The following is a 22,724-nucleotide window of genomic DNA, read 5'->3' as shown; positions in this document are numbered from 1 at the left end:
CCCAAGTGTAACTGATTTGAGGGGATTATCCAGTAAAAGACTACAGTTCCAGGGCGGAACAGGCGCCGGATTGGCCGGCGCCGGGGGGGAAGGATTACTTAATCTTCCCTTCTTTGTATAAAACGTGCTTGCGCGCTTTAGGGTCGTATTTTTTCATCTCAAGCTTGTTGGGGTTATTTCGCTTGTTTTTGGTGGTGGTATAAAAGTGACCGGTACCAGCACTGGAGTTAAGCTTGATTTTTTCGTTGTTGCCTGCTGCCATGATGTTTTTCTCTCAGTCAGATGTTTTCGCCGGATGCACGCAGCTCTGCAAGCACCGCTTCAATACCTTTTTTATCGATGGTACGCATGCCCCGTGGCGTCAGGCGCAGGGTGACATAACGGTTCTCGCCCTCTACCCAGAAACGGTGTGTCTGGAGGTTTGGCAGAAAACGGCGCCGGGTTTTGTTGTTGGCGTGCGAAACCTTGTTGCCGGTAATGGGTCGCTTGCCAGTAACCTGACATACTTTAGACATGGTGTTACTCCAAAAATGTTCGAATGCAATTCGACGGCTTTTTATCAAATCGGGGGCGACACACGGCTTTGAAGCGGCGTGCGCGGCACAAGAGCGGTTTTATATCAAAATTTGTCCCATTATGCAAATGTCGGGCATCAAAAATATTCAGTCGCCTCTCGATTCATGGTCGCATTCTGTGGATAATGCTCTCTTTTTGATTGAGAGGGGGCGGCATGCTGCGTACCATTAAAAGTTATGTATTACGTGCAGGACGAGTCAGCCCGCGCCAGCAGCAGGGACTTGACCAGTGGCTGGCACCAGTCGCGCTTGCCGCCCCGCCGGTGCACTGGAATTTTACCGAGATTTTTGGGCGTTTGGCGCCTGTGGTCGTTGAAATCGGTTTTGGCATGGGAGCGTCACTTGCACGCATGAGCGCGGAAAACCCTGAAACCGACTTTATCGGCATTGAGGTTCACCGCGCCGGGGTTGGCAGCCTCGCGGCTGATGTGCATGATTTGGCGCTCAAAAACGTGCGCATTGCCGCATTTGATGCCGTGGAAGTGTTTGCCCACTGCATTGAAGATGGCAGTCTTGCCGGCGTTAACATCTTTTTTCCAGACCCGTGGCCCAAGGCGCGCCACCACAAACGCCGTCTGGTGCAGGAGCCTTTTATGCGTCTTGTCGCGCAAAAGCTTAAGCCGCAGGGTGTTCTTCATGCTGCAACAGACTGGGAGCCGTATGCTGAACAGATGCTTGAAGTGTTCAATGCCATCCCGATGCTCAGGAACCTGGCGCCTGAAGGCGGTTTTTCCCCGCGTCCAGAAAGCCGGCCGCTGACCAAATTTGAAGAACGCGGCACGCGCCTTGGCCATGGCGTGTGGGATTTGCGCTTTGAGCGCCAGGGATAATCAGGGTATCACACAGCGTTGCTTGCCTAATTGGCCGTGACCCCCTAGAATCGTTGCTTTTGTGGAACAGGTGGAGTTTCCCATGGGGTTGAACGGACCAGACAAGGATTCAAGAGGGGGCAGGCAGGAGCCGCCGGATCTGGATGAGGCGCTCAAACGCTTTCAGGAGAAGGTCAAAGGTGCTTTTTTCAGCCGTGGCGATAAACCTGCCTCAACCGCTCAGGGTGGTGGTTTTCGGGTGTTCTCCCTGGCCTGCCTTGGTGCGCTGCTCCTCTGGGTGCTGTCAGGTATTTTCATTGTCGACCCTGCCGAGCAGGCGGTTATTCTGCGTTTTGGCCGCTACATTGAAACGGTAGGCCCCGGCCCTCACTGGATTCCGCGCTTTATTGAATCCAAAGTGGTGGTCAACATGGACCGTGTGTCCGATTATTCCTATTCAGCCCCCATGCTGACGCGCGATGAGAATCTGGTAGCGGTTTCTCTTGCCGTACAGTATCGCATCGGCGATTTGCGCGAATATCTTTTTAACGTGGCATCGCCCGAAGAAAGCCTGCGCCAGGCGACCAGCAGCGCTCTGCGCCAGGTTGTGGGCGTTACTACACTTGACCAGCTCATTACCGAGGGCCGCGAAGCCTGGGGCAGTGAAGTCCATGAAACGCTTGTTAAGATTCTCGATAAATACAAAACCGGTATTGTTATCGTAAACGTCTCGCCACAACCGGCGCGTGCACCCGAAAACGTGCAGGATGCCTTCGATGATGCCATTAAAGCGCAGGAAGACGAGAAGCGTTTCCGGGAACAGGCGCTGGCGTACAAGGCACGCGTGGTGCCGGTTGCCGAGGGTAATGCGCGACGCATTCTTGCTGAAGCCCGCGCCTTTGCCGAGCAGTCAGTACTGCGTGCAAAGGGTGAAGTTGCCGAGTTTAAGGCCTTGCTTCCCCATTATCTCTCAGCACCTGAAGTGATGGTGAAGCGCATGTACCTTGAGACCATGCAGCGCGTGCTTTCTGCAACGAGCAAAATTGTCGCTGACAATAAAAACGTCATTTATCTCCCGCTTGACAGAATGACGAACACCTTTGACGCGAATTCAGTCAAAAACAGGGATTCAGGCGCGAGTCCGCTGCCGGAAATTATCGCGGACGAATCCACAGGCAGCACGCGTGACGCACAGCGTGCAACCTATCGTCAGGACCGGGGAGAATAAAGCATGTCTATCATCAAAAAAATACTCGCCATTACAGTGGCCGCGATACTGGTTCTCTTTATTTCCAGCGCGTTTACCGTGATGCAGGGACAAGAGGGCATCATGCTGCGCCTCGGTCGACTGGTGGAAGAAAAAGGCAGTAACAGGCTGCTCGTGCTTGAGCCCGGTCTGCATTTTAAAGTGCCTTTTATCGACTCGGTGCGCCTCTTTGATGTGCGTCTGCAAACGTTTGATATTAAATCTTCACGGATTGTCACGCGGGAGAAAAAAGACGTGATGGTCGATTATTTTGTCAAATGGCGCATTGAAAACCTTGCGAACTACTACAAGTCGACCGGTGGAAATGCGTTTAAGGCAGAAACCCTCCTTGAACAGCAGCTGAATACGTCTTTGCGTGCGGAATTCGGAAAGCGCACCATCTCTGATGTGGTAACCGGCGGGCGCGATGATGTTATGGATGTGCTGCGTGTGCGTGCCGAGCAGCAGGCGCATGGCCTTGGTATCGCGGTGACGGATGTTCGCATCAAGGGAATTGAACTGCCTGACAATACCAGCAACGCCATTTATCAGCGCATGCGTGCCGACATGCAAAAAATTGCCAACCGTCACCGTGCCGATGGCAGTGCACAGGCAGAAGCCATTCAGGCGAATGCCGATGCTGAAGTGACCGTACTGCTTGCAAAGGCAGAAAGCGAAGGACAGAAAGTACGCGCTGCAGGTCAGGCGGAGGCCGCGGCCATTTATGAAGCCGCTTATGGGCAAAACCCGCGGTTTTTTGGGTTCTACCGTAGCCTCAAAGCCTATGAGCAAAGCTTTAGTGGCAGGCGTGACGTGCTGGTTCTTGATCAGAACAGTGCTTTTTTTGAGTATTTTAAGCACGGACTGACACCTGGCGTTAGCACTTCTGTTAAAAAGTGAGTATAATTGCGCGCTTGTTTTATCAGGCGCAAGTGCCTCGAAAGCGGCGCTTGAACACCGATTTTTTATTGGCGGACCTAAGAGTTTTATCATGGGCAAGAATGTGGTTGTGGCAGGTACCCAGTGGGGCGATGAAGGCAAGGGTAAAGTGGTTGATTTGCTTACCCGAAATGCGCACGCTGTGGTGCGTTACCAGGGGGGGCACAATGCAGGTCATACCCTGTGGATTGACGGTAAAAAAACCGTTCTGCGCCTGATTCCCTCCGGTATGCTGCGTGAAGGCGTGCAGTGTTATCTTGGTAACGGTGTAGTGGTCGCGCCAGATGCGCTGCTTGCGGAAGTGGCGGAGCTTGAAGAGCGCGGCGTATCCGTACGCGATCGTCTGCATATAAGCGGTGCATGCGCGCTCATACTTCCCTGCCATGTGGCCCTTGATAAGGCGCGTGAGCAGCACATGGGCAATGCCGCCATTGGTACCACCGGGCGTGGTATTGGTCCTGCTTATGAGGATAAGGTTGCCCGTCGAGCCATTAAGGCCAGTGACTTGCTGCATCTTGAGCGTTTTGAAGAGAAAGCACGCGCACTTTACGCCTTTCATAATTTTATGCTGGTCAATTATTATGGCGCGCCAGCGCTTGAAGTTGAGCCGGTGCTTGAGGCGGCCCGCGAATGGGCGCGTGCGCTTTCTCCGAGTATCTGCGATGTCAGCGCGCTTTTACACGCGCATCGTGAGCGCGGCGATTCGATTTTGTTTGAAGGCGCTCAGGGCGTGCACCTTGATGTAGATCACGGTACCTATCCCTTTGTGACGTCCTCCAACACCTGTGTCGGCAGTGTGGTGAACGGTGCGGGCTTTGGGCCCTGCTGGATTGACCATGTGCTCGGCATCACAAAAGCCTATACCACTCGCGTAGGCGGTGGCCCATTCCCGACAGAACTGAAGGATGACATCGGTAAGCGGCTTGCAGAACGCGGCTTTGAATTTGGTGCGGTGACCGGGCGTCCGCGTCGTTGTGGCTGGTTTGACGCGGTGCTCTTGAAGCGCTCCGTGGAGCTTAACAGCATCAGCGGGCTGTGCCTGACCAAACTGGATGTGCTGGATGGTCTTGAGACGCTGCGCATTGCCACCGCCTATCGCGATGCTGCCGGTAACCTGCTGCAGCGTCCTCCGCAGATGGCAGAAGATTATGAAGGCCTTGAGCCGGTGTATGAAGACCTGCCCGGCTGGAGTGAATCGACTGCCGATTGCCGTGAATTTTCAGCGCTTCCTGCCAATGCGCAGGCGTATATCCGTCGCATTGAAGTGCTGGTGGGCGTACCAGTAGATATTGTATCTACCAGTCCAGAACGGGAATCGACCATCGTGTTGCGTGACCCGTTCGCGGGGTAATTTTTGAAACATGACAAAGGGAGTATTGCATGAATATGGTAAAAAGCTTGCGCGGCATAGTGCTGGCGCTCATGGCGACAGGCAGTGTGAGCGTGTTTGCGGGAAATGAAGATACCGCCACCATGGCACAGCGTTGTCATGAACTGCACCAGGAGCTTGAAGAATTGTACACCCGCACAGAGGCGGGTGAACAAGATTGTACAGACGTACTGACGCGTGCGGCCAATGATGTGACAGATGCCGGTGTGCTTTTATTAGCGGAAAAAGATACTGCTGTATACAAGGCACAGCATGCTTTAACCTATGTGCGTTATGCGGAAACCATCGGTTGCCGTAATACGGCAGATATTACGGAAGTCAAAATCCAGCTCATCCAGATAACTGACTGGCTTGAAGCGCAGGGTTTGCGTAAAAAGGCTTGATGCAATAAGCCTTTTATCTGTAAATGTCTTTGTAGCCCGGGCTGATAAGCCCGGAGATCGATGCAAGAGGTTGCGTCCGATGCCGGGCTGTGCTTCGCTTCGCTCAGCCCAGCCTAAAGATAAGTGGTTGTTTTATTTAAAAAATTCCGTAGCCTGCGCTGATAAGCGCGGGAGAGATGCGTGAAATGACATCCGGCAGATGATGACACCCGATGCCGGGCTGCGCTACGCTTAGCCCAGCCTACAGATAAGCGATTGTTTTATTTGAAAAATTCCGCATGGCGGCCGCAAAAACGCCGCATGTGTAGACACATTATGACATAAGGACACGCCCTAAGCTGCGTTTTTCAAATCCCGCAGTCAGTCAACTTCAGCGAAACCGCGCTTCAAACGCCTCAAGCCTGCGTTCAAGTTCACGCTGCAACTGTGCTTTTGGATTCATTGACACAAAAAGGTCGCAATCGTGACTGTCGAGGGTGGTGCATTCAGAGCGGTACGTTCCTTTTTCCGGGTCTGAAAAGAGGCTCTTTCCTTTCAGGAAACTATAAGTCAGGGCATTGCGGGTGAGCGTGCGCAGGGTTTTGTAATCAAGCCCGTGCTCTCTGACGGCAGCGAGATACTCGCGTGTTAAGTCAGTACGTAAAACCCCTTCATCATCGGTTGACAGTACCACTGGAACGTTAGAAGAAAGGTAATAGCGCAGCGGATGCTGTTTGCCGTGCACGCCAAGGAGCTTGCGATTACTGGTGAGGTTCACTTCCACCGCGATGCCGTTTTTAGCCATATGAGCTGCCAGCGCATTGCTGTCGTTCTCGAAAGCGATATCAGTACCATGACCAATGCGCTCGGCACGCGCGGTATGAACGGCATCGTGAATATGAAAGCGCAGAGATTCAGGAGCCGCGTCTTCAGGCCCCAGTTCGCCCGCATGCAGGGAGAGATGCACATTTGGATATTTTTTACGAAGAAAGGCCATAATGTCCATGTGCTTGCGGTAATCGCGCGTGGCAATGAGGCCGTCTTCAGCCTGTACCAGATTGACGCCGACATATTCATCGGACTGAGAGGCCGTGGCAAAGGCGGTGAGCGCTGCGGCAAATACGCTGTCTTCAGACTGTCCGCGCAGTGCGTAATAGATGAATTTCACATTCACGCTGCAGGCGGGAGGCGCCGGGGATTTGTCGCACCCCAGAAGCGCCCGGGTCTGCTCCAGTATCCGAGGTCCATCAGCGATGACATTTCGGATATTGTCCTGAAAACGGGGGTCACTCAGCAGAATATCAGCCTTTTTCTCCAAGGGAAGCGCGCCCTGAATGCGGCTTGCAAATTCCATGGATTTGCCATTGTCAGGCATGACCATGACTTCCGTATAAAGCTCATTTTGGCTCGCTGCCGTTTTCATCACTTCCCCAAGAAGTTGTGGGGTTGCAGTACTTACGATAGGGCCAAAGCGGTAAAAAGACGCAAAAAAATGATCGTGCGCGCTTTCTTCACCGGGTACAAAATCCTTCAAAGACCATGCGCGGATGGCTTTATCCCGCAATTGCTGGTCACGGGTGATGTTGAAGCCGTCTACACCGTTACAAAAGTCGGTATATTCCTGCAGATTCATGGTCTTAGCGTCAAGGCAGTACTGACGTGGGCGAATAGTGTCAATCATTGCCTCAGGATAGGCGCCACCGCTCAGATGATAGTGCAGTTCCCCGCCTTTTGGCATTTCCTTTAAAAAGGCGTAGAGTGCGGCGGGATTGTTTCGAATAGTGTTAAAGTGCGTATTAACATCGGCAAGTGTTACCGTGCTGGAGAGGGTCAGCAACGTAAAAAGCAGGCGCTTCATGATTTTCCCGGTATGTTGGAAAAGAGCGATTATCGCACATTTTTCGTTAAAAAACTGTATGAGCCGCTATCAGGGGAGGATGTATGCTTAAATTTTTTAAAGAGCATCAACCGGTTGGGATTACCGGGATTGTTGTACACACGGTTACCTGGCTGCTTTCTGACGGGAAGGGCGGGGCGGAACAAAATCCAAAGTTTGTGCAGCAATGGGGGGTGCATCCAGTGGGCGTGTTTTGCGTTCATGGAACCGCAGACCGCCCTGATGCGTTTAAAAAAATTTCTGAAGCCCTCTGCGAAAAGGAGCTGCCTTCTGCCATTGATTACGTAAGGCGCGTGGCATTTGAAGGGCGCTTCATGGGGCACAGTATCAGCGATTTTGCAAAGGAGCTGCTTCACCAGATAATCATGAAAGGGTATCGCCGTGTCATCCTCATGGGGCACTCGCGCGGGGGACTTGTGTGCGCCTGGCTTGCCGAAAATCTTGCAAGAGAACATGGCATTGAGGTGTTACAGGTCATCAGTATTGGCACGCCCTTTGGCGGTTCGCACCTCGCAATGGCACCTCTCTCATGGTATTCGGCATCTATCGAAGAAATGCAGGCTGACAGCGAATTTCTGCAGGCGCTCAACGAGCGTATCAAGGCTTCTTCGACCACATACAGCAGCTACGTGGCGGAGTCCGACTGGATAGTGCTTGAAGGCGCGTCACACATTGAGGGAAGGCCGGAGTCTCACGCTGTCGCCATGTCACGTCACGGACATATTTCTATCATGACCTCAGAGAAAATCGCGGAGCTTATCAAGGCGGAACTGGAGGCATTATTGCCGCCGGGTGCGCCAGAAGACGAACAGGGATTGTACGCAAAACCCCTGCCTGACAGGGGATTACCGTCGCCCTGAGGGAACTTTATCTTGCCCGCGGATGGCGAGGCTATCCCTCGGCATCCGCACAATAGCCACACCCCTCTTTCGGGCACACGAGCTGGCGACCGGATTTTTTTGTCTCGCGAATCGTCAGAATCGGCCAGGCACACTGAGGGCAAGGGGTGTTGAGGGGTTCATTCCAGAGCGCATAATCACATTTTGGATAGCGGCTGCAGGAATAAAACAGCTTGCCACGCCGTGATTTGCGCTGCAACATGCTGCCTTCGTGGCATTTCGGGCAGGTAACACCGGTGTCAGCGGGTTTTTCCAGCGGCTCCATGTGCTTGCAGGCAGGGTAATTGCTGCAGCCGATAAAGCGGCCATAGCGTCCTGATTTAATATGCAGGGCACTGTCACAGGCGGGGCAGTTTCGTCCCTCGACAACTTCGGGGCCTGAGCTTTCGGCGCCGTCAGGATTGGACAAATCGCGCGTGTAATCGCATTCAGGGTAAGCACTGCAGCCGATAAAGCGTCCACGCTTGCCAAGACGGATAGACAGCTGCTTGCCACATTTGGGACAGGGGTCTTCAAGCACTTCCGTGGTGACATCCTTGCGCGCTACCTGGGCATCAGTCTGCTGAATCTGCTCGATAAAGGGAGTCCAGAAAGACTCCAGTACCGGTATCCAGTCTTTTTCACCGCGCGCCACGGCATCGAGCGTGTCTTCGAGTTCTGCCGTGAAGGTATAATCGACATATCGGGTAAAATGCCCGGTTAAAAAGCGATTCACAATCCGCCCGACATCAGTCGGAATAAAACGCTTTTTCTCGACAACGACATACTCACGCTGCTGCAGGGTATGAATAATGGCCGCATAAGTCGATGGACGCCCGATATCATATTCTTCGAGCGCCTTAACGAGCGAGGCCTCAGAATAGCGTGGTGGCGGCTCAGTAAAGTGCTGAGAAGACACTATTTCATTCAGATGAACGCGCTCGCCGGCAATGAGTGCGGGCAGGCGGGTGTTATCTTCATCGCTGCCGGCATCGTCCAGGCCTTCTTCATAAACAGACAGGAAACCGGGGAAGGCCACGGTTGAACCTGTCGCTCTAAAGCGATTACCCTCACCGCAGCCAAAGTCAACGGCAACGGTGTCAATCAGCGCGTCAGCCATCTGACTCGCAATGGTACGCTTCCAGATAAGGGTATAGAGTTTTTGCTGATCAGGTGTCAGCGCGCTGCCAAGCATTTCCGGTGTGCGGCGGACGGATGTCGGGCGAATGGCTTCATGCGCTTCCTGGGCATTTTTGGATTTTGTCTTGTAAACGCGCGCTTCAGGAGGACAGTTGTTCGCACCGAAACGTTCGTCAATAAATTCACGGATTTCGTTGATTGCTTCACCTGCGAGGTTGACAGAGTCTGTACGCATGTAGGTGACAAGACCCACGGTACCGGTTCCAATGTCTATCCCTTCATAGAGCTGCTGCGCCACCGACATGGTTTTGCGGGCGGTAAAGCCCAGCTTGCGAGCAGCTTCCTGCTGCAGGGTTGAGGTAATAAAGGGCGGTGAGGGGCGGCGTTTGCGCTGTTTCTTCTCAACAGCTTCCACCACCAGTTCCCCTCCTGCAAGGGCTGTCAGTGTGTCGCGAACCGCATGTGCACGTTCAGCGGCAGTGATGGAAAACTGCTGCAGTTTTTCGCCCTCGAAATGCGTAAGACGCGCTTCAAAAGCAGCCTGCTCCTTTTCACAGCGCGCGCTGATGCGCCAGTATTCCTCGGCGATAAAACGTTCAATTTCCTCTTCGCGCTCCACGATTAGGCGCAGAGCCGGGCTTTGAACACGACCCGCTGACAGGCCGCGGCGGATTTTTTTCCACAAAAGGGGTGAGAGATTAAAGCCCACCAGATAGTCAAGCGCCCGGCGCAGCTGCTGGGCATTGACGAGATCCATGGAAACTTGCCGGGGATGTTGAATCGCTTCCTGAATGGCGGATTTGGTAATTTCGTTGAAAAAAATGCGCCAGACCTGTTTGTCCTTCAGAAGATTACGCTCGCGCATTAATTCCCATACGTGCCAGGAAATGGCTTCCCCTTCGCGATCGGGGTCAGTTGCGAGCAGAAGGGAGTCGGCCTTTTTCAGCGCTTTGGCTATTGACTCAATGTGACGGGCGTTCTTTTCAATAGGCTGGTAAGTCATTGAAAAGTGGTTGTCAGGATTGACAGAGCCGCGCCGTGCGGGCAGGTCGCGCACGTGCCCGTAAGAGGCCAGTACTTCATAATCATTACCCAGATATTTCTGGATGGTCTTCGCTTTTGCGGGAGATTCCACAATTACCAGATGCTTCGGCATGGCCCGTTAATCCTTCCCTTTCGGTTCGTTGCTGTATGCGTATCAGTGCAGGGGACGTGCATCATCCTGCTGATAGAGCAGCAGGTCAAGAAAAACGAGCTGTTCGGGCGCAAGACAGTCAGAAAGGACATTGCGAACCAGCCATCTTGTTTCCTGCTCGCTCACATAGCGGGAGTCAGAAAAAGAAATCTGATCGAGTACCTGTTCAAAGGCCTCCGAGGTGAGCACACCCCATTGTTGGAGGCGCATCAGCAACTGGTAACTGGCGCGGGTCATTTTGCGCTGTTCATCAGGGGTTATCACCCGAATGGTGTTATCTCTTCTGGTACCGTGGTAGCGATACTGGCCAGTAGCAGATGGTAAAGGACCTGTGTCTTCAGTCACCGCAGCCGTGGAATCTTCCATCTGCAAGGAGGCCTGTTCGCGAAACTGCGCAAGGCTTTTTTCAAAAAGCGTCATTAACATGGCAAACAGACTGTCTTTCATACTGAACACCTCACATAGCCGCCGGGAACAGAATGAATTATCCCCTGAAGCTCTAAATTGGTCAGCCCGCAGGCGACCTGTTCGATAGTTAACCCACTGCGGGTCACGATTGTGTCTATAGCGGTGACCTCAAAGCCCACGCACTTTACCAGGTTTTCATCGGCTGTTGCAAGTGACGCGGTTTGTACATGGTTCTCGGGCTGTGGCTGCAGTGAGAACTCTTCCAGTACGTCCGCAGGACTTGTAACAAGCCTTGCTCCCTGCTGCAGCAGGTGATGGCATCCGCGTGCCTCGGGGCTGTAGATAGAGCCTGGTATCGCAAAGACATCGCGATTTTGTTCCATCGCAAGGCGTGCTGTGACCAGAGAACCACTCCTTACTGCCGCTTCAACAACCAATGTGGCTAAAGATAATCCGCTTATTATACGATTTCTGCGTGGAAAATGTCCAGCAGCAGGCGGGGTTCCCAGGGGAAATTCACTCAGAATCAGACCGTTTTCAGCAATTTCCTCTGCAAGATGTTGATGCTCACGCGGGTAAATCCGGTCCATTCCTGTTCCCATGACGGCAATGGTCGGCCCTTTTGCCGCCAGCGCACCGCGGTGGGCGCAGGCGTCAATGCCGCGTGCGAGGCCGCTGACGATACTGAGTCCGCAGGAGGCAAGCGTGCCGGCAAAGGCATACGCGGTTTCGGCGCCGGTGTGAGAGGGTCTGCGGGTGCCAATAATGGCAAGGGTTTTCAGGTGCAGCAGACGCAGGTTGCCGCGCGCATACAAAACCGGTGGCGGGTCATGAATTTCGCGAAGCAGAGGCGGGTATTCGGGGTCGAGGCGCGTGAGGAGATGATTGCCGGTGACGGCTCTAAAGCGGTGGTCGGCCTCAAGTGTCTTGCGGTCAAAATTCAGAATACCGCTGCAGAGTGCCGGTGGCAGGCCAGAGGATGCAAGCGCTTTAGCGCTGAGTCTAAAAAGTTCCGAAGGATTGGGAAAGTGTTTCAGGAGTTTTTCCACGGTGCGCGGTCCAACGCCTTCCATACGGTTAAATGCCAGCAGGCATTCGGTGTTATCCATGAGCAATTCCATTGTCTGTGCCAGTGCTTGCTTGCGATGGCGCGAGGTATTGGCGATAATACCAGCAATTTGACTGTTTGGAAGAGGGTTATGGCGATTCGTCCGATTTTATACCTCCCTGACCCGCGGCTGCGGCGGGTGGCAGAGCCCGTGACCGATTTTGGCGATGCGCTGCAGACGCTGATTGAAGACATGTTTGAGACCATGTATGACGTTCGGGGAGTCGGCCTTGCCGCGCCTCAGATAGGTGTGAATCTGAGGCTTTCCGTAGTGGATGTGGTGGGTGATAAATCGCAGCAGCTTGTGCTCGCCAACCCGGAAATCATTTCAGAAGAGGGCCGCATGGAGTATCAGGAGGGCTGTCTTTCCGTGCCTGGGGTTTATGATACGGTTGAGCGCGCAGAGAGCGTGACCGTGCGTGCACAGGACCGCTCAGGCAATTTTTTTGAAATGCATGCCGATGGCCTGCTCGGCGAGTGCTTCCAGCATGAAATTGACCATCTGAACGGTAAGCTTTTTGTCGATTTGCTCTCCCCCTTAAAGCGTGCCATGGCGCGCAGAAAGGTGGACAAATACCGCCGTCATGAAAAAGGCGCTTCATGAGCGGACTGCGTGTGGTTTTTGCCGGAACCCCTGAATTTGGCGTTGGTTGTCTTCAAGCGATTCATGCGTCCCCGCACACGCTTGTGGGTGTTTTTACGCAGCCTGACCGTCCTGCCGGTCGCGGGCGCAGGCTTGAGCCTTCGGCCATAAAAGTGGCGGCACTTGCGCATGGAATTGAAGTCTTTCAACCTACAACCCTGCGTGATGCGCATGCGCGAGAAACACTCGCGGCACTTCATGCGGATGTGATGGTGGTAGTGGCTTACGGATTGCTGCTGCCTGAAGTCATCCTCGCATTGCCGCGTCTTGGATGCGTCAACGTGCACGCCTCTCTTTTACCCCGCTGGCGCGGCGCTTCTCCCATTCAGCAGGCGATTTTGCATGGCGACACGGAAAGTGGCGTCTGCATCATGCAGATGGATAAAGGACTTGATACGGGGCCGGTGTTCACGCAGAGAACCTGTAAGGTTCTCCCAACCGATACGGCCGCAAGCCTGCATGACCGGCTTGCGGCACTGTCGCCAGAGCTATTGATAGAGACACTCGATGCCATGGCCGAGGGGCGCGCGAGTGCTGTCCCTCAGGCCACAGAGGGGGTGACGCTCGCGCGAAGAATTGACAAGGACGATGCCCGCATGGACTGGCGGCAGGACGCGCAGAGCATCGAGCGCCTCGTACGTGCCTATCATCCCTGGCCCTGCGCCTTCACTGATATCGGCGGGGAGCGCATACGTGTTCATGCGGCGCGCGTCGTGCCCCTTGAGCAGCCAGCTTCCCCCGGTACTGTAGTGGCTCTCGAGACAAGTGGTTTGGTCATTGCCGCGGGCAGGGATGCGGTTGCCATTGAACGTCTGCAGTTTCCAGGCGGTCGGGTGCTCGGTGTCAGCGAGTGGCTGCGTGGTAATAAGGGCGACATTCGACCCGGAATGCATGCGGAATGAATCGCTCTCCAAGAACTGAAGCCCTGCACGTGTTGACCTGCCTTCTTGATAAGCGCATACCGCTTTCACATCAATTGCAGGGGGTTTCGCCGCATGCGAAGGTGCTGGTGTTCGGTGTGAGTCGACAGTATTACCGGCTTGTAGCGGTGGCCGACTGCCTGATGCAAAAACGTCCGGCAAAAACTGCCGTTTTTGTCGCTATCCTGATGGGGCTTTGCGAACTGCTGTATCTCGACACGCCTGAACATGCCGTGGTCTCAGAAACAGTGGGACTTTTGCGCGGTAAATCGCTGCAGTTTGCGCGCGGTTTTGTGAATGCGCTTTTGCGCCGGGCGTGCCGCGAGAAAGCCGAACTTCAGGCGTTTTTGCTGACACTTGAAGACAAGGGGCTTGCGCCATGGCTTGCCGAGCGCATTAAAAGCGACTGGCCGCACCATGCAGGGAATATTCTGGCGGCATCTGATTGTCAGGCACCAATGACGTTGCGGGTGAATGCGCGTCAATCGAGCGTTTCAGAGTATCTTAAACGGCTTCAGGATTCAGGAATCGAGGCTTCAGCCTGTCAATTTTCTGCGGATGGCGTGGTGCTGAAGGTGGCGCTTGATGTAGCCGATGTCCCTGGCTTTTTTGATGGTGTGGTCTCGGTGCAGGATGAAGCGGCACAGCTTGCCTGTGCACTTCTTGAGGTGCAGCCTCATATGCGTGTGCTGGACGCCTGTTGCGCGCCAGGCGGAAAGCTTTGTCATATCCTTGAGCAGGCCAACGCTGAGGTTACTGGCGTGGATGCAGATGCCTCCCGCATGCGGCGGGTTGAGGAAAACTGTACGCGCCTTGGAATATCGCCCCGGCTCCTCGTGGGAGATGCGGCACACCCGCACACCTGGTGGGATGGCCGCCCCTTTGACCGCATTCTCCTCGATGCCCCATGCAGCGCAACGGGTGTGATACGCCGCCATCCGGATATTCGTCTGCTGCGAACACCGAAGGACGTGGAAACGGTGGTAGTGCTTCAACGACAACTCCTTGATGCCCTCTGGCCGCTGCTCGCCCCAGGCGGCATGCTGGTCTATGCCACCTGTTCCATCCTGCAGGCCGAAAACGCTCATCAAATCGCGGGTTTTGTAGCGGGATGCGAGGATTGCCTGCTTGAAACCCCATCCACGCCATGGGGGCATAAAAGCGATTTCGGCACGCAGATTTTGCCGGGCGAATCCGGCATGGATGGCTTTTTCTACAGCGTACTTCGAAAAAAAACACTCTGAGAGACTCGCCGCGGTTGGCGAATGCCTGAGGGTGTGAAAAAATGGCAGCACGCTTTTTTTTCATGAACTGCCATGCACAAGACCTTTACCCATATTCCTGTGGAGTGCCTGCAGCGGGGCGCTTTTCAGCCGCGCCAGCATTTTGATGCAGACGCCCTGCGCGCGCTTTCGGAGTCGATTGCAAGCCAGGGGGTGATTGAACCGCTGGTGGTGCGTGCGCTTCGGCAGGCTCGTTATGAAATCATTGCGGGAGAGCGGCGCTGGCGCGCGGCCATAGATGCCGGGCTTTCAGTGGTGCCCTGTGTGGTGGGCGACTATACGGATGCGGAAGCGGCGGCCGTAGCGCTTGCTGAGAACGTGCAGCGCCAGTCGTTAAACCTGATGGAAGAGGCGGCCGGCTATCAGCGCCTGGTGACGGATTTTCATTTTCAGCAGGAAGAAATCGCAGTACTGGTGGGAAAATCCCGCAGTCACATTGCCAATATTCTCAGGCTTTTGACGCTCTCTTTTCCCGTTCAGGAGCTTTTGCGTGCCCGGGAACTGACACTTGGGCATGCGCGCATGCTGGTCGGGTTGCCTGAAACCCTGCAGTCAACGCTTGCAGGGCGTGTGGTTCATGAGGGGCTGTCGGTGCGCCAGCTTGAGGTTCTGGTGCGCGCGTCAAAGCGTGAGCCAGCCGTTGCAAGTCCTGCGCGTGACCGGGACGTGGAGCGTTTGAAGCGAATGCTTGCCGAACAAGTGGGCGCGCCGGTTGAAATTGATGCCGATTCCATGAGCGGTGGCTGGCTCAAACTGCGTTTTTTTGATAATGATACCCTCGCGGGACTTCTGGAGCGCATGGGGTTGAGGTATCATGAGGATTTACCATGAACCCAGGATCCCTCGATGAAAAGGATGCTATCGGCTGTGCTGTTGTGTGTGCTTGGAGGCGTGTCCTTCGGGGCGGATATCCAGCAGGCGGTTAATCACCTGATTGACCAGGTCGACCCCAACATTAACATGGGCATCAAGGTCGTCGATTTAACCACGCACACAACGCTTTATCAGCGCAATGCCAACAGCCTTCTGGTGCCGGCCAGCAACATGAAGCTTTTTTCCGATGCCGCAGCCTTGATGGCACTGGGTCCTGATTATCGCTTTAAAACTACCCTGACCACCAACGCCAGCCTTCTGCAAAACGGGCTTTTAAAAGGGAACCTCTACCTGCACCTGCCGGGCGACCCTTCACTCACCCATATGGATCTCGACACCCTTTTTCGTGAGCTGCGTCAGTGGGGAGTACGGCGTATCAAGGGGAATGTCATCCTTGTCAGCGCGCATGACGGTGTATCCACGCAGGCGCCAGGCGCCATGCCGCAGGATTTGAACTTCAGCTACGGCGCATCGGTCGCGCCTGTCATGGTGGATGAAAACCGTCTTACGGTTACCGTAAACCCCTCGCATCGCGAGGGAGAGCCGGCGATTGTCGAATACGACGATGGCGGTGGGAATATCCATCTCGTGAACCAGATAAAAACCCGTGAAAATGGCAGTCGCTGTGGCGTAGGACTGGCCATGAACGCGCAAAATCAGCTGGTTGCGAGCGGATGTATTGGTGCACGGGAGTGGGCGCTCGTGCAGCGCATTCCCATCCGTAACCCGCGGCTCTATGCAGAAGGGGTTGTACGCCAGCGCCTTGCCAAAGCGCACATTGTGCTCGATGGTCAGGTGATGCCCGGCAGCGCGCCGGCCAACACCATGGTGGTGGCAACCCACGCATCGCGTCCCATCAGCCAGCTGATGGCCGATACCCTAAAGCCCTCCGATAACCTGTATGCCGACAGTCTCTTTTTGCACGTGGCGGCAACGCTTGCCGGAAAGCCATTAAACTGGGCGTCTGCCGAGCCTGTGGTCAAGAAATTTCTGGAGCAGCAGACCGGTGTTTCCCTGCAGAATGCCGTCATCACCGATGGTTCCGGCCTTTCGCGAAACGACCGTGTGAGTGCGGCGCAGACAGTTGGGCTCCTGCAGTTTTTATATGACCACTTTCCCATGTCGTTTGAGTACATCGCGGCACTGCCCATCGCGGGGCGCGACGGTACGCTGCAAAAACGTTTCCGACAGCCCGGCCAGCAGGGTTTTCTGCGGGCTAAAACCGGCACAATGACAGGCATCATGAGTCTTTCAGGATATCTGTACACGGCGAACGATCATACGCTCGCTTTTGCCATCTACATCAATCGCCGCCCTGGCACGCCGCCTGCGGTTTCGGGACGCTATCGCTCGCTCGTGGATACCGTGTGTAATTATTTTCTGCGCCAGCAGCCAGGTTTTCCGCGTGTGGCTGGAGAAGCGTCGCGCCGTAACCGCGTAGCGTTTGAAACCCAGCCGACCCAGCTTGAGCGCACCCGCGCCCGTGTGGCACTCTGGCGGCGCATGGAGTCTTCTCTTAAGGCATCGTTAAAGGGGCAGCCCATAACGGTTGTATTCCGCAATAACCAGATTGAGCTGCGTGATAATGGGGCAAGTCCCGCAAAAGTCTGGTCGGTACTTGCCGGGCTTCGTAAAAAATACCCGTTTGCCGTTGTGTTGCAGGCGAACACGTCTCCAGGCGTCAGTTCTGGCGGCCTGCAGCTGCTGTGGGTTAAGACTACACCGCTCACCAGTGGAGTGAAGCGGACCTGGATTGTGAACGGCGTGGCGTAAGTCACGTCCTAATCCAGCAGGGCATCTATGTTCAGTGTATCCATGCAGAAAAACCGTTGCCGTCCTGCCTCATCGCGGGCGATGGCACGGTCTGCCTCATAAAAGCCAGATTCAAGAATCACTTTGGCACTTGCCGGCTCCACACACAGATAATTGTGCAAATAGCGCATGTGCGCCAGATGCGAGCTGACAAGGGCGGCACCAAACATTTTAGGCGAGTCCCCTTCACGCAAAAAGCCATATTCACTGAGTGTCCAGGCGATAGCGAGGTTACGTTCATAGCGCGGCGTGCCTGATGACGAGAGTATTTTATCCGCCACACTCAGGTAAAAATCCTGCACTTCAGGGAAGCATAAGGGCGCGAGATGCCCAATTGCTTCATGCCAGAAATCAGGCTCGCTGCCACAAAACAGCGAATCATTGTGGCGCATTTCAGGGATACAGGGGAATTTTTTCTGCGCTATCAGGGAAAAATAGGTGACTGGTTCGATTTCGCCTTTAACTGGATGTATGGAAAATCCATTGGATTCACCATGAAAACGCCGCGCAAACTCGGAAAAATCCGGTGCATCCTGAGAATGAAGACCAAGGCGCATGATGCCTTCACAATGCCAGCGCGAGCCTGAAGCCTGAATGAGCGGGCTCAGGTATTTTTGCAGATACTGCCAGGAAGGCCGATGTTTCTCCAAAGTGTCGCCCGGATAAAAATGGCGCATCCATGCACGCTGCTGTCGCAGAAAGGGGCGAAAGAGACGCTCCCCCTGAAGAATTTCATGGGGAGCAGGAGGGGATAGCGCTTCTGACAAGAGGCGCATTCCCTGCCGGATGACAAAATGCATAATCCCCTCCTAAAGCACTTAAACGCCGCGCACGCCCCAGCGGCAGTGAGTGGCTTTGCACAGTTGTGCGCTCAGGTATTTCAATCGTTTTATCATGTGTAACTCCTTGTTGATCGTTATCGTTAATGTCACTCCCAAAGCTTATTCACTCCCGAGAAGGAGGGGAAGCGTTTGCCGGCTATGGCAGTGATAGCCCTTTCCTGATTGCGAATGATTTTCATTCCGATGAAACTGTTTTCGCCGCCAGACTGGCGGAACACAATAACCCTTCAAAGAGGAGAGAAACAATGCGTCAGGAACTGTTCAACGAAATCATGGGCAACATTCAAAAAAGCGCGCGCTGCCCCGGAAAGTGTGGTGCGTGAAAATCTGACCCGCCCTCAGGGCGGGTCTTTTTGATGCGGTTGTCTTAAGGAGTCTCCTGTGAAACTTCCAGCGCTAAATCATGTCCTCGAGTATGAACATCCCGCTGTACTGAAGCTCTATAATCAAAACTATCCAAATAACACGCTGTCAGCATCCTGCGCTTTTTTGGAGATGAAAAAATACCTCTGGCTGGCGCAGAAACATGCTTTGGACAGGCAAAAAAATCCCGCAGACCCCCGTTTGCCTGAGCGTTTTTTCATGGTGCGTGGCATGCAGGAAATTGATGAAATGTGGCATGAATTCATTCTATTTACCGCTGATTACATGCGCTTTTGTGAGACGTATTTTGGTGAGTACCTGCACCATTTGCCGAATCTCTTTGATAACCGTCCACGGCCGCGAGCCGATGTGGAGCGTGATATCGCTAAAATGCTTCCTTATATTCACGAGCACCTTGGTGAGGAGAGTGTTCGCATCTGGTTCGCGCATTATCTGAATGTTCAGGCCTGAACCGTACTGCGTGCCAGAGCCGGTTTTAAGGGGATGGGGTGCCAGGCGTCAAAGCAGGCTTTGATGCTTGCAATCATTGCCTGTAAGGCGCGAATGGAGCGGTTTTCATGCCGCCAGACAAGGCAGACTTCATCACGAAAGGAAGGCAGCTCCAGAAGGGGTTCAACGTGCCCGGGACAGAGCGTTTTAGCGACACACTCCGGCAGAATGCCAATTCCTGCGCCGCTGCTTGTAAGGCTTGCGGTCACTTCAAGGCTGCTGCTTGTCACGATGCGTCGATACACCCGGTCTTCACGGTGCAGGTGCTTTAACAGCCATTGCGACTGAGCAAGTTCCGGGTCGCATATAATCACGGTTTCTCCGGAATCAAGCCGGGTGACCGGGGTATCGAGCGCGTTTGAGCGAAAAAAGCGTACGTCATCATCACAGAGCTTGTGAATGACTAAATCCGGGTGGCGAACGGGGTTGACGACAATGCCAAGATCGATGGAAAAATTGATGATTCCCTCAAGAATTTTTCGCGATAAATCATGTTGAAGCTGCACTTCAAGCTTCGGATTTGCAGCAAGCAGTGCCGGCAGAAACTGCGGAAGAGCGTACAGTGCCACTGAGGCATGGCAGCCGAACTTATAGCGGCCGGCGATGGTTTCATGCGAGGCCAGGCACTCCGTGCGCACGTCCTCCCACATTTTCAGCAGCTCACGGGTGTGTGCCTGCAGGTGACGGCCAGCCTGGGTCAGCGTCACACCATTTTTGCCCCGGATAAAAAGCGTAACCCCCATCGCATGTTCAAGGCGTTTCATGGCGGCACTCAGTGAGGGTTGACTGATGCCGATGCGCTCTGAGGCACGGGAAAAATTCAGGGTACTGGCTACTTCGGCAAAATACTGCAGGTCGTTCGGTGATGCCAGCATGCGGTAGTCTCCACTGTGAGCCCTCGGGCATGTTAACTGCAGAAATCTGGAGAAGGCAAGTCAAATCTCGCGTGTATCTATTCACCACATTTTGAATGCTTTAGGGGAAAAGTCAGATTTGAGTGCAGGTTGTGCGAACGCATTACAAAAAAAGCGCAGCATACACCGGTATGTGAGCAGTTTTTTGTAATGCGTTCGCACAAGATGCGCCAAATAGGCTTTTCGGTGAACGTGGTGAATGGTTACTCTCGCGTATCCGGATATCCTCGGTATATACTGGAAAAGAGCTGGACCTCCGAGATGCGACATGGATTACAAAGATTATTACAAAGTCATGGGCGTGGAAAAAACTGCGACTGCCGATGAAATTCGCCATGCGTATCGCAGGCTTGCACGCAAATACCACCCCGATGTGAGCAAGGAAGCGGATGCCGAGGCAAAATTTAAGGAAGTGGGCGAAGCCTACGAAGTGCTTAAAGACCCGGAAAAGCGCAAACAATACGACCAGTACGGCCAGTACTGGCAGCAGCAGAACAACCCTGGTGCCGCGAGAGGGGCATACACCCATGAAGCGCCAACGGGAGATGAGGCGGCTGCCTTTCAGGATTTTTTAGACAGCATTCTGCGCCAGCGTCATCAGCAAACCTATCGCCAGCGTGCCGGTGAAGATGTGCATGCCCGACTTTCGGTGTCGCTCGAGGACAGCTTTGAGGGGCGGGAAACGCTGCTGCAGTTACAGTCGGCAAGGGTGGATGCACACGGTGAGCTTCGTCTTGAGCCGCGCACGGTGAAAGTTAAGATTCCAAAGGGCGTGATGGATGGCCAGGTGATTCGTCTGCGCGGGCAGGGCGAGTCTGGTCATGGTGGTCCGGCTGGTGATTTATACATCGAAATCCATATCAACCCGCATCCGCTTTATCGCCTCGAAAAGCGGGATATCTACCTGACACTGCCGATTACCCCGTGGGAAGCGGCACTTGGCGCAACTGTCTCGACGCCGACACCGGGAGGCGTTGTTAAACTAAAAATTCCGCCCGGAACGAGTTCCGGCAAGTCGCTGCGCCTGAAAGGCCGCGGTCTGCCGGGGCATCCTCCTGGAGACGTTTTGGTCACACCGGAAATAGTCCTGCCGCCCAATCCCTCAGAGCCGATGAAAGCGCTTTATGAGCAGATGGCGCGTCTGAATACCTTTAACCCGCGTGAGTCATTGGGGATGAAACATGAAGGATGAGCAAAACACCCTGACGGGCGAGCAATATTTTTCATTGACGCTTACCGAAGTGTGCGGGTCATTTGGGGTCACTAACAGTGTGATTCTCGAAATGGTGGAAGAGGGCATTGTTAACGCCGGTACGGGGCAGGCCAGTGAGTGGGTTTTTGATGCCATCGCCATCACCCGCATTCGCACCGCCCTCCATTTGCACCGCGATCTCGGTGTCAACTGGGCGGGAGCCGCCCTTGCACTGGAACTGCTCGAAGAACTGCGGATCATGCGCCGTCAAATGAGTAACCCGGGCTGATAAGCCCGGGAAAGGACGCTGAAAAAACGTTACAGCCGCGTATCTTTTGGGCAGGATTTCGCCTAAGAACATAAGTACAGTGCAACAAGAGCCGTTAGTTTCAACGAACTGACTTCATCAAGGGTATATTTGCCGTCATACAGGGCTTTTAAGTTGGCAATCGGAATATCTAAAAACGCAGAAATATGTTCATATTTAATCTTATTGCTAGTTATTAGGGCATGCATAAACGCTCGTTGCTTTAATTGCGAAACTCTTTCCATACTGGCAAAAATCATTTTAACTCCCATCCGTAACAGGAGGACTCCCAATCAGTGAATCCCTAAGACGTTTACTGTATAAAGCCCGTTAAGGCATATTCATAAACTGCAAATCATGATAGCTTATATTTTCAAATTTGAAAATATAAATTTTATCTATTGAAAACAATTCAGTTGATACCAAGGGAAAAAAATATTTATTTGTATTATTTGACAAATCCATGTCAGCCTTGTATAAGTGGAGCTATTTATTGTTGGTTTTTTTAAGTTATTGTAAGAATGACCAGTATTGCGGAAAATATTAATACTCTCATGGAGGAAGAGGGCATCACCGCCTCTGATTTATCCAGGCTGACTGGGGTTGATCGTTCCGTTCTTCACAAAATATTGAGTGGTGCCACAAAAAACCCCTCCATAGATTCAATTAAGCGTATTATAGAGCGTTATGGATATGAACCGGTTGTCATGGGAAAAAAGTTAGACAATCTTAGTGCGAAACTTCCAATAATTTCTTGGGAGCAGGCAATTTTACTTCCCTCTTTAGAAATACTTAAAAACCCCAAAGAGTTCATTGTTTTTCCAAGTAAACATAACGCATCTGTTTTTGGGTTATATGTCCTTAATGCTTATGACAATCGATTTCCAGAGGGAACTCTTTTAGTAGTGGATCAGGAAAGAGAGGCCGTTCATTTAAGCTTCGTTATTATCAATGAACAGGATAGGTATACCGCTATGAAACGCCTTATTTTTGATGGGGGGCGAGCATTCTTGAAATCTCTTGAGCCAACAATTCCAAGTATTCAATTTGACAGGAACCTTCACAAAATAGTGGGTGTTGTCGTTCAATCTATATTTAGTTTCAACAATTAAAAAGAA

25 protein-coding genes are annotated in these 22,724 nt (G+C 53.4%); 16 read left to right on the top strand and 9 right to left on the bottom strand.

What is annotated here, in order from left to right; translation table 11 throughout:
- Window positions 1–94: 94 nt before the first annotated feature.
- Window positions 95–262, bottom strand: coding sequence for a 50S ribosomal protein L33 (gene rpmG, locus E4T54_RS03770; protein ID WP_028387477.1), 168 nt, complete (start codon window positions 260–262; stop codon window positions 95–97).
- Window positions 263–278: 16 nt separating this feature from the next.
- The gene (rpmB, locus tag E4T54_RS03765; RefSeq protein WP_028387476.1) at window positions 279–515 is read right to left on the bottom strand and encodes a 50S ribosomal protein L28; all 237 of its coding nucleotides are present in this window, start codon (window positions 513–515) and stop codon (window positions 279–281) included.
- Window positions 516–730: 215 nt separating this feature from the next.
- Between rpmB and trmB the strand changes: the two genes are divergently transcribed.
- The 5 genes from trmB (at window position 731) to E4T54_RS03740 (ending at window position 5,342) form a co-directional block, all read left to right on the top strand.
- Window positions 731–1,405 (top strand): tRNA (guanosine(46)-N7)-methyltransferase TrmB, encoded by a 675-nt coding sequence (gene trmB, locus E4T54_RS03760; protein WP_028387474.1) that lies wholly within the window; start codon window positions 731–733, stop codon window positions 1,403–1,405.
- An 82-nt stretch (window positions 1,406–1,487) separates the two neighbouring features.
- On the top strand, window positions 1,488–2,612 hold the full coding sequence (hflK, locus tag E4T54_RS03755) for an FtsH protease activity modulator HflK (protein WP_035904165.1): 1,125 nt from the start codon (window positions 1,488–1,490) through the stop codon (window positions 2,610–2,612).
- A gap of 3 nt (window positions 2,613–2,615) precedes the next feature.
- A complete protein-coding gene (gene hflC / locus E4T54_RS03750; RefSeq protein WP_028387473.1) occupies window positions 2,616–3,530 on the top strand; it encodes a protease modulator HflC in 915 nt (304 codons plus the stop codon).
- 91 nt (window positions 3,531–3,621) lie between these two features.
- Entirely contained in the window at window positions 3,622–4,920 is a 1,299-nt protein-coding gene (locus E4T54_RS03745; protein ID WP_035904162.1) for an adenylosuccinate synthase, read from the top strand.
- A 29-nt stretch (window positions 4,921–4,949) separates the two neighbouring features.
- Window positions 4,950–5,342, top strand: a complete 393-nt coding sequence (locus E4T54_RS03740; protein ID WP_028387470.1) for a hypothetical protein — start codon at window positions 4,950–4,952, stop codon at window positions 5,340–5,342.
- 370 nt (window positions 5,343–5,712) lie between these two features.
- Here E4T54_RS03740 and E4T54_RS03735 read toward each other — a convergent pair whose 3' ends face one another.
- Window positions 5,713–7,179 (bottom strand): adenosine deaminase family protein, encoded by a 1,467-nt coding sequence (locus E4T54_RS03735; RefSeq protein WP_051551079.1) that lies wholly within the window; start codon window positions 7,177–7,179, stop codon window positions 5,713–5,715.
- A gap of 83 nt (window positions 7,180–7,262) precedes the next feature.
- Here E4T54_RS03735 and E4T54_RS03730 point away from each other — a divergent pair, with 83 nt between their 5' ends.
- A complete protein-coding gene (locus tag E4T54_RS03730) occupies window positions 7,263–8,078 on the top strand; it encodes a lipase family alpha/beta hydrolase (protein ID WP_051551078.1) in 816 nt (271 codons plus the stop codon).
- Window positions 8,079–8,109: 31 nt separating this feature from the next.
- On the opposite strand, the gene topA is transcribed toward E4T54_RS03730, so the two are convergent.
- Genes topA through dprA form a run of 3 tightly spaced genes read right to left on the bottom strand, consistent with a single transcriptional unit; the run spans window position 8,110 to window position 11,948 of the window.
- Complete coding sequence (gene topA / locus E4T54_RS03725) at window positions 8,110–10,392, bottom strand: type I DNA topoisomerase (protein WP_028387468.1); 2,283 nt, start codon at window positions 10,390–10,392, stop codon at window positions 8,110–8,112.
- Between the two features lie 42 nt (window positions 10,393–10,434).
- A complete protein-coding gene (locus E4T54_RS03720; protein ID WP_028387467.1) occupies window positions 10,435–10,878 on the bottom strand; it encodes a DUF494 family protein in 444 nt (147 codons plus the stop codon).
- Window positions 10,875–11,948 carry a DNA-processing protein DprA gene (gene dprA / locus E4T54_RS03715; protein WP_028387466.1) on the bottom strand — a complete coding sequence of 358 codons (1,074 nt, stop codon included), beginning with the start codon at window positions 11,946–11,948 and terminating at the stop codon, window positions 10,875–10,877. The genes E4T54_RS03720 and dprA overlap by 4 nt, the downstream gene beginning before the upstream one ends.
- 90 nt (window positions 11,949–12,038) lie before the next feature.
- Here dprA and def point away from each other — a divergent pair, with 90 nt between their 5' ends.
- The 5 genes from def to dacB all read left to right on the top strand — a co-directional run bounded on the left by def (window position 12,039) and on the right by dacB (window position 17,439).
- Window positions 12,039–12,551: a peptide deformylase gene (gene def, locus E4T54_RS03710; protein WP_028387465.1), complete on the top strand. Its 513-nt coding sequence runs from the start codon at window positions 12,039–12,041 to the stop codon at window positions 12,549–12,551.
- Window positions 12,548–13,492: a methionyl-tRNA formyltransferase gene (gene fmt / locus E4T54_RS03705; RefSeq protein ID WP_028387464.1), complete on the top strand. Its 945-nt coding sequence runs from the start codon at window positions 12,548–12,550 to the stop codon at window positions 13,490–13,492. Before def ends, fmt begins: the two co-directional genes overlap by 4 nt.
- A complete protein-coding gene (gene rsmB, locus E4T54_RS03700) occupies window positions 13,489–14,754 on the top strand; it encodes a 16S rRNA (cytosine(967)-C(5))-methyltransferase RsmB (protein WP_028387463.1) in 1,266 nt (421 codons plus the stop codon). The genes fmt and rsmB overlap by 4 nt, the downstream gene beginning before the upstream one ends.
- Window positions 14,755–14,826: 72 nt before the next feature.
- Window positions 14,827–15,624 carry a ParB/RepB/Spo0J family partition protein gene (locus tag E4T54_RS03695; RefSeq protein ID WP_028387462.1) on the top strand — a complete coding sequence of 266 codons (798 nt, stop codon included), beginning with the start codon at window positions 14,827–14,829 and terminating at the stop codon, window positions 15,622–15,624.
- A 15-nt stretch (window positions 15,625–15,639) separates the two neighbouring features.
- Complete coding sequence (gene dacB / locus E4T54_RS03690) at window positions 15,640–17,439, top strand: D-alanyl-D-alanine carboxypeptidase/D-alanyl-D-alanine endopeptidase (protein ID WP_028387461.1); 1,800 nt, start codon at window positions 15,640–15,642, stop codon at window positions 17,437–17,439.
- Window positions 17,440–17,447: 8 nt separating this feature from the next.
- Here the strand turns inward: dacB and E4T54_RS03685 are convergent, their stop codons facing one another.
- Entirely contained in the window at window positions 17,448–18,278 is an 831-nt protein-coding gene (locus E4T54_RS03685) for a hypothetical protein (protein WP_028387460.1), read from the bottom strand.
- Window positions 18,279–18,403: 125 nt separating this feature from the next.
- Between E4T54_RS03685 and E4T54_RS03680 the strand changes: the two genes are divergently transcribed.
- Together E4T54_RS03680 and E4T54_RS03675 are read left to right on the top strand one after the other, a co-directional pair.
- On the top strand, window positions 18,404–18,643 hold the full coding sequence (locus E4T54_RS03680) for a hypothetical protein (RefSeq protein ID WP_028387459.1): 240 nt from the start codon (window positions 18,404–18,406) through the stop codon (window positions 18,641–18,643).
- A gap of 58 nt (window positions 18,644–18,701) precedes the next feature.
- Complete coding sequence (locus tag E4T54_RS03675) at window positions 18,702–19,154, top strand: glycine-rich domain-containing protein (RefSeq protein WP_028387458.1); 453 nt, start codon at window positions 18,702–18,704, stop codon at window positions 19,152–19,154.
- Here E4T54_RS03675 and E4T54_RS03670 read toward each other — a convergent pair.
- A complete protein-coding gene (locus E4T54_RS03670; protein WP_051551077.1) occupies window positions 19,145–20,068 on the bottom strand; it encodes a LysR family transcriptional regulator in 924 nt (307 codons plus the stop codon). The two genes, E4T54_RS03675 and E4T54_RS03670, sit on opposite strands and share 10 nt — an antisense overlap.
- A 307-nt stretch (window positions 20,069–20,375) precedes the next feature.
- Here E4T54_RS03670 and E4T54_RS03665 point away from each other — a divergent pair, with 307 nt between their 5' ends.
- Window positions 20,376–21,299 (top strand): DnaJ C-terminal domain-containing protein, encoded by a 924-nt coding sequence (locus E4T54_RS03665; RefSeq protein ID WP_028387457.1) that lies wholly within the window; start codon window positions 20,376–20,378, stop codon window positions 21,297–21,299.
- Window positions 21,289–21,588 (top strand): chaperone modulator CbpM, encoded by a 300-nt coding sequence (locus E4T54_RS03660; RefSeq protein WP_035904157.1) that lies wholly within the window; start codon window positions 21,289–21,291, stop codon window positions 21,586–21,588. Before E4T54_RS03665 ends, E4T54_RS03660 begins: the two co-directional genes overlap by 11 nt.
- A 62-nt stretch (window positions 21,589–21,650) precedes the next feature.
- Here E4T54_RS03660 and E4T54_RS03655 read toward each other — a convergent pair whose 3' ends face one another.
- Window positions 21,651–21,866: a hypothetical protein gene (locus tag E4T54_RS03655; RefSeq protein ID WP_028387455.1), complete on the bottom strand. Its 216-nt coding sequence runs from the start codon at window positions 21,864–21,866 to the stop codon at window positions 21,651–21,653.
- Window positions 21,867–22,127: 261 nt separating this feature from the next.
- Between E4T54_RS03655 and E4T54_RS03650 the strand changes: the two genes are divergently transcribed.
- Window positions 22,128–22,718, top strand: coding sequence for a LexA family protein (locus E4T54_RS03650; protein ID WP_081776834.1), 591 nt, complete (start codon window positions 22,128–22,130; stop codon window positions 22,716–22,718).
- Window positions 22,719–22,724 lie beyond the last annotated feature (6 nt).

Origin of the sequence: Legionella geestiana (genome assembly GCF_004571195.1) — a bacterium.
GTDB lineage: Bacteria > Pseudomonadota > Gammaproteobacteria > Legionellales > Legionellaceae > Legionella_B > Legionella_B geestiana.
Note: the sequence above shows the minus strand (reverse complement) of the source record. Positions and strands in the feature narration are given on the sequence as shown.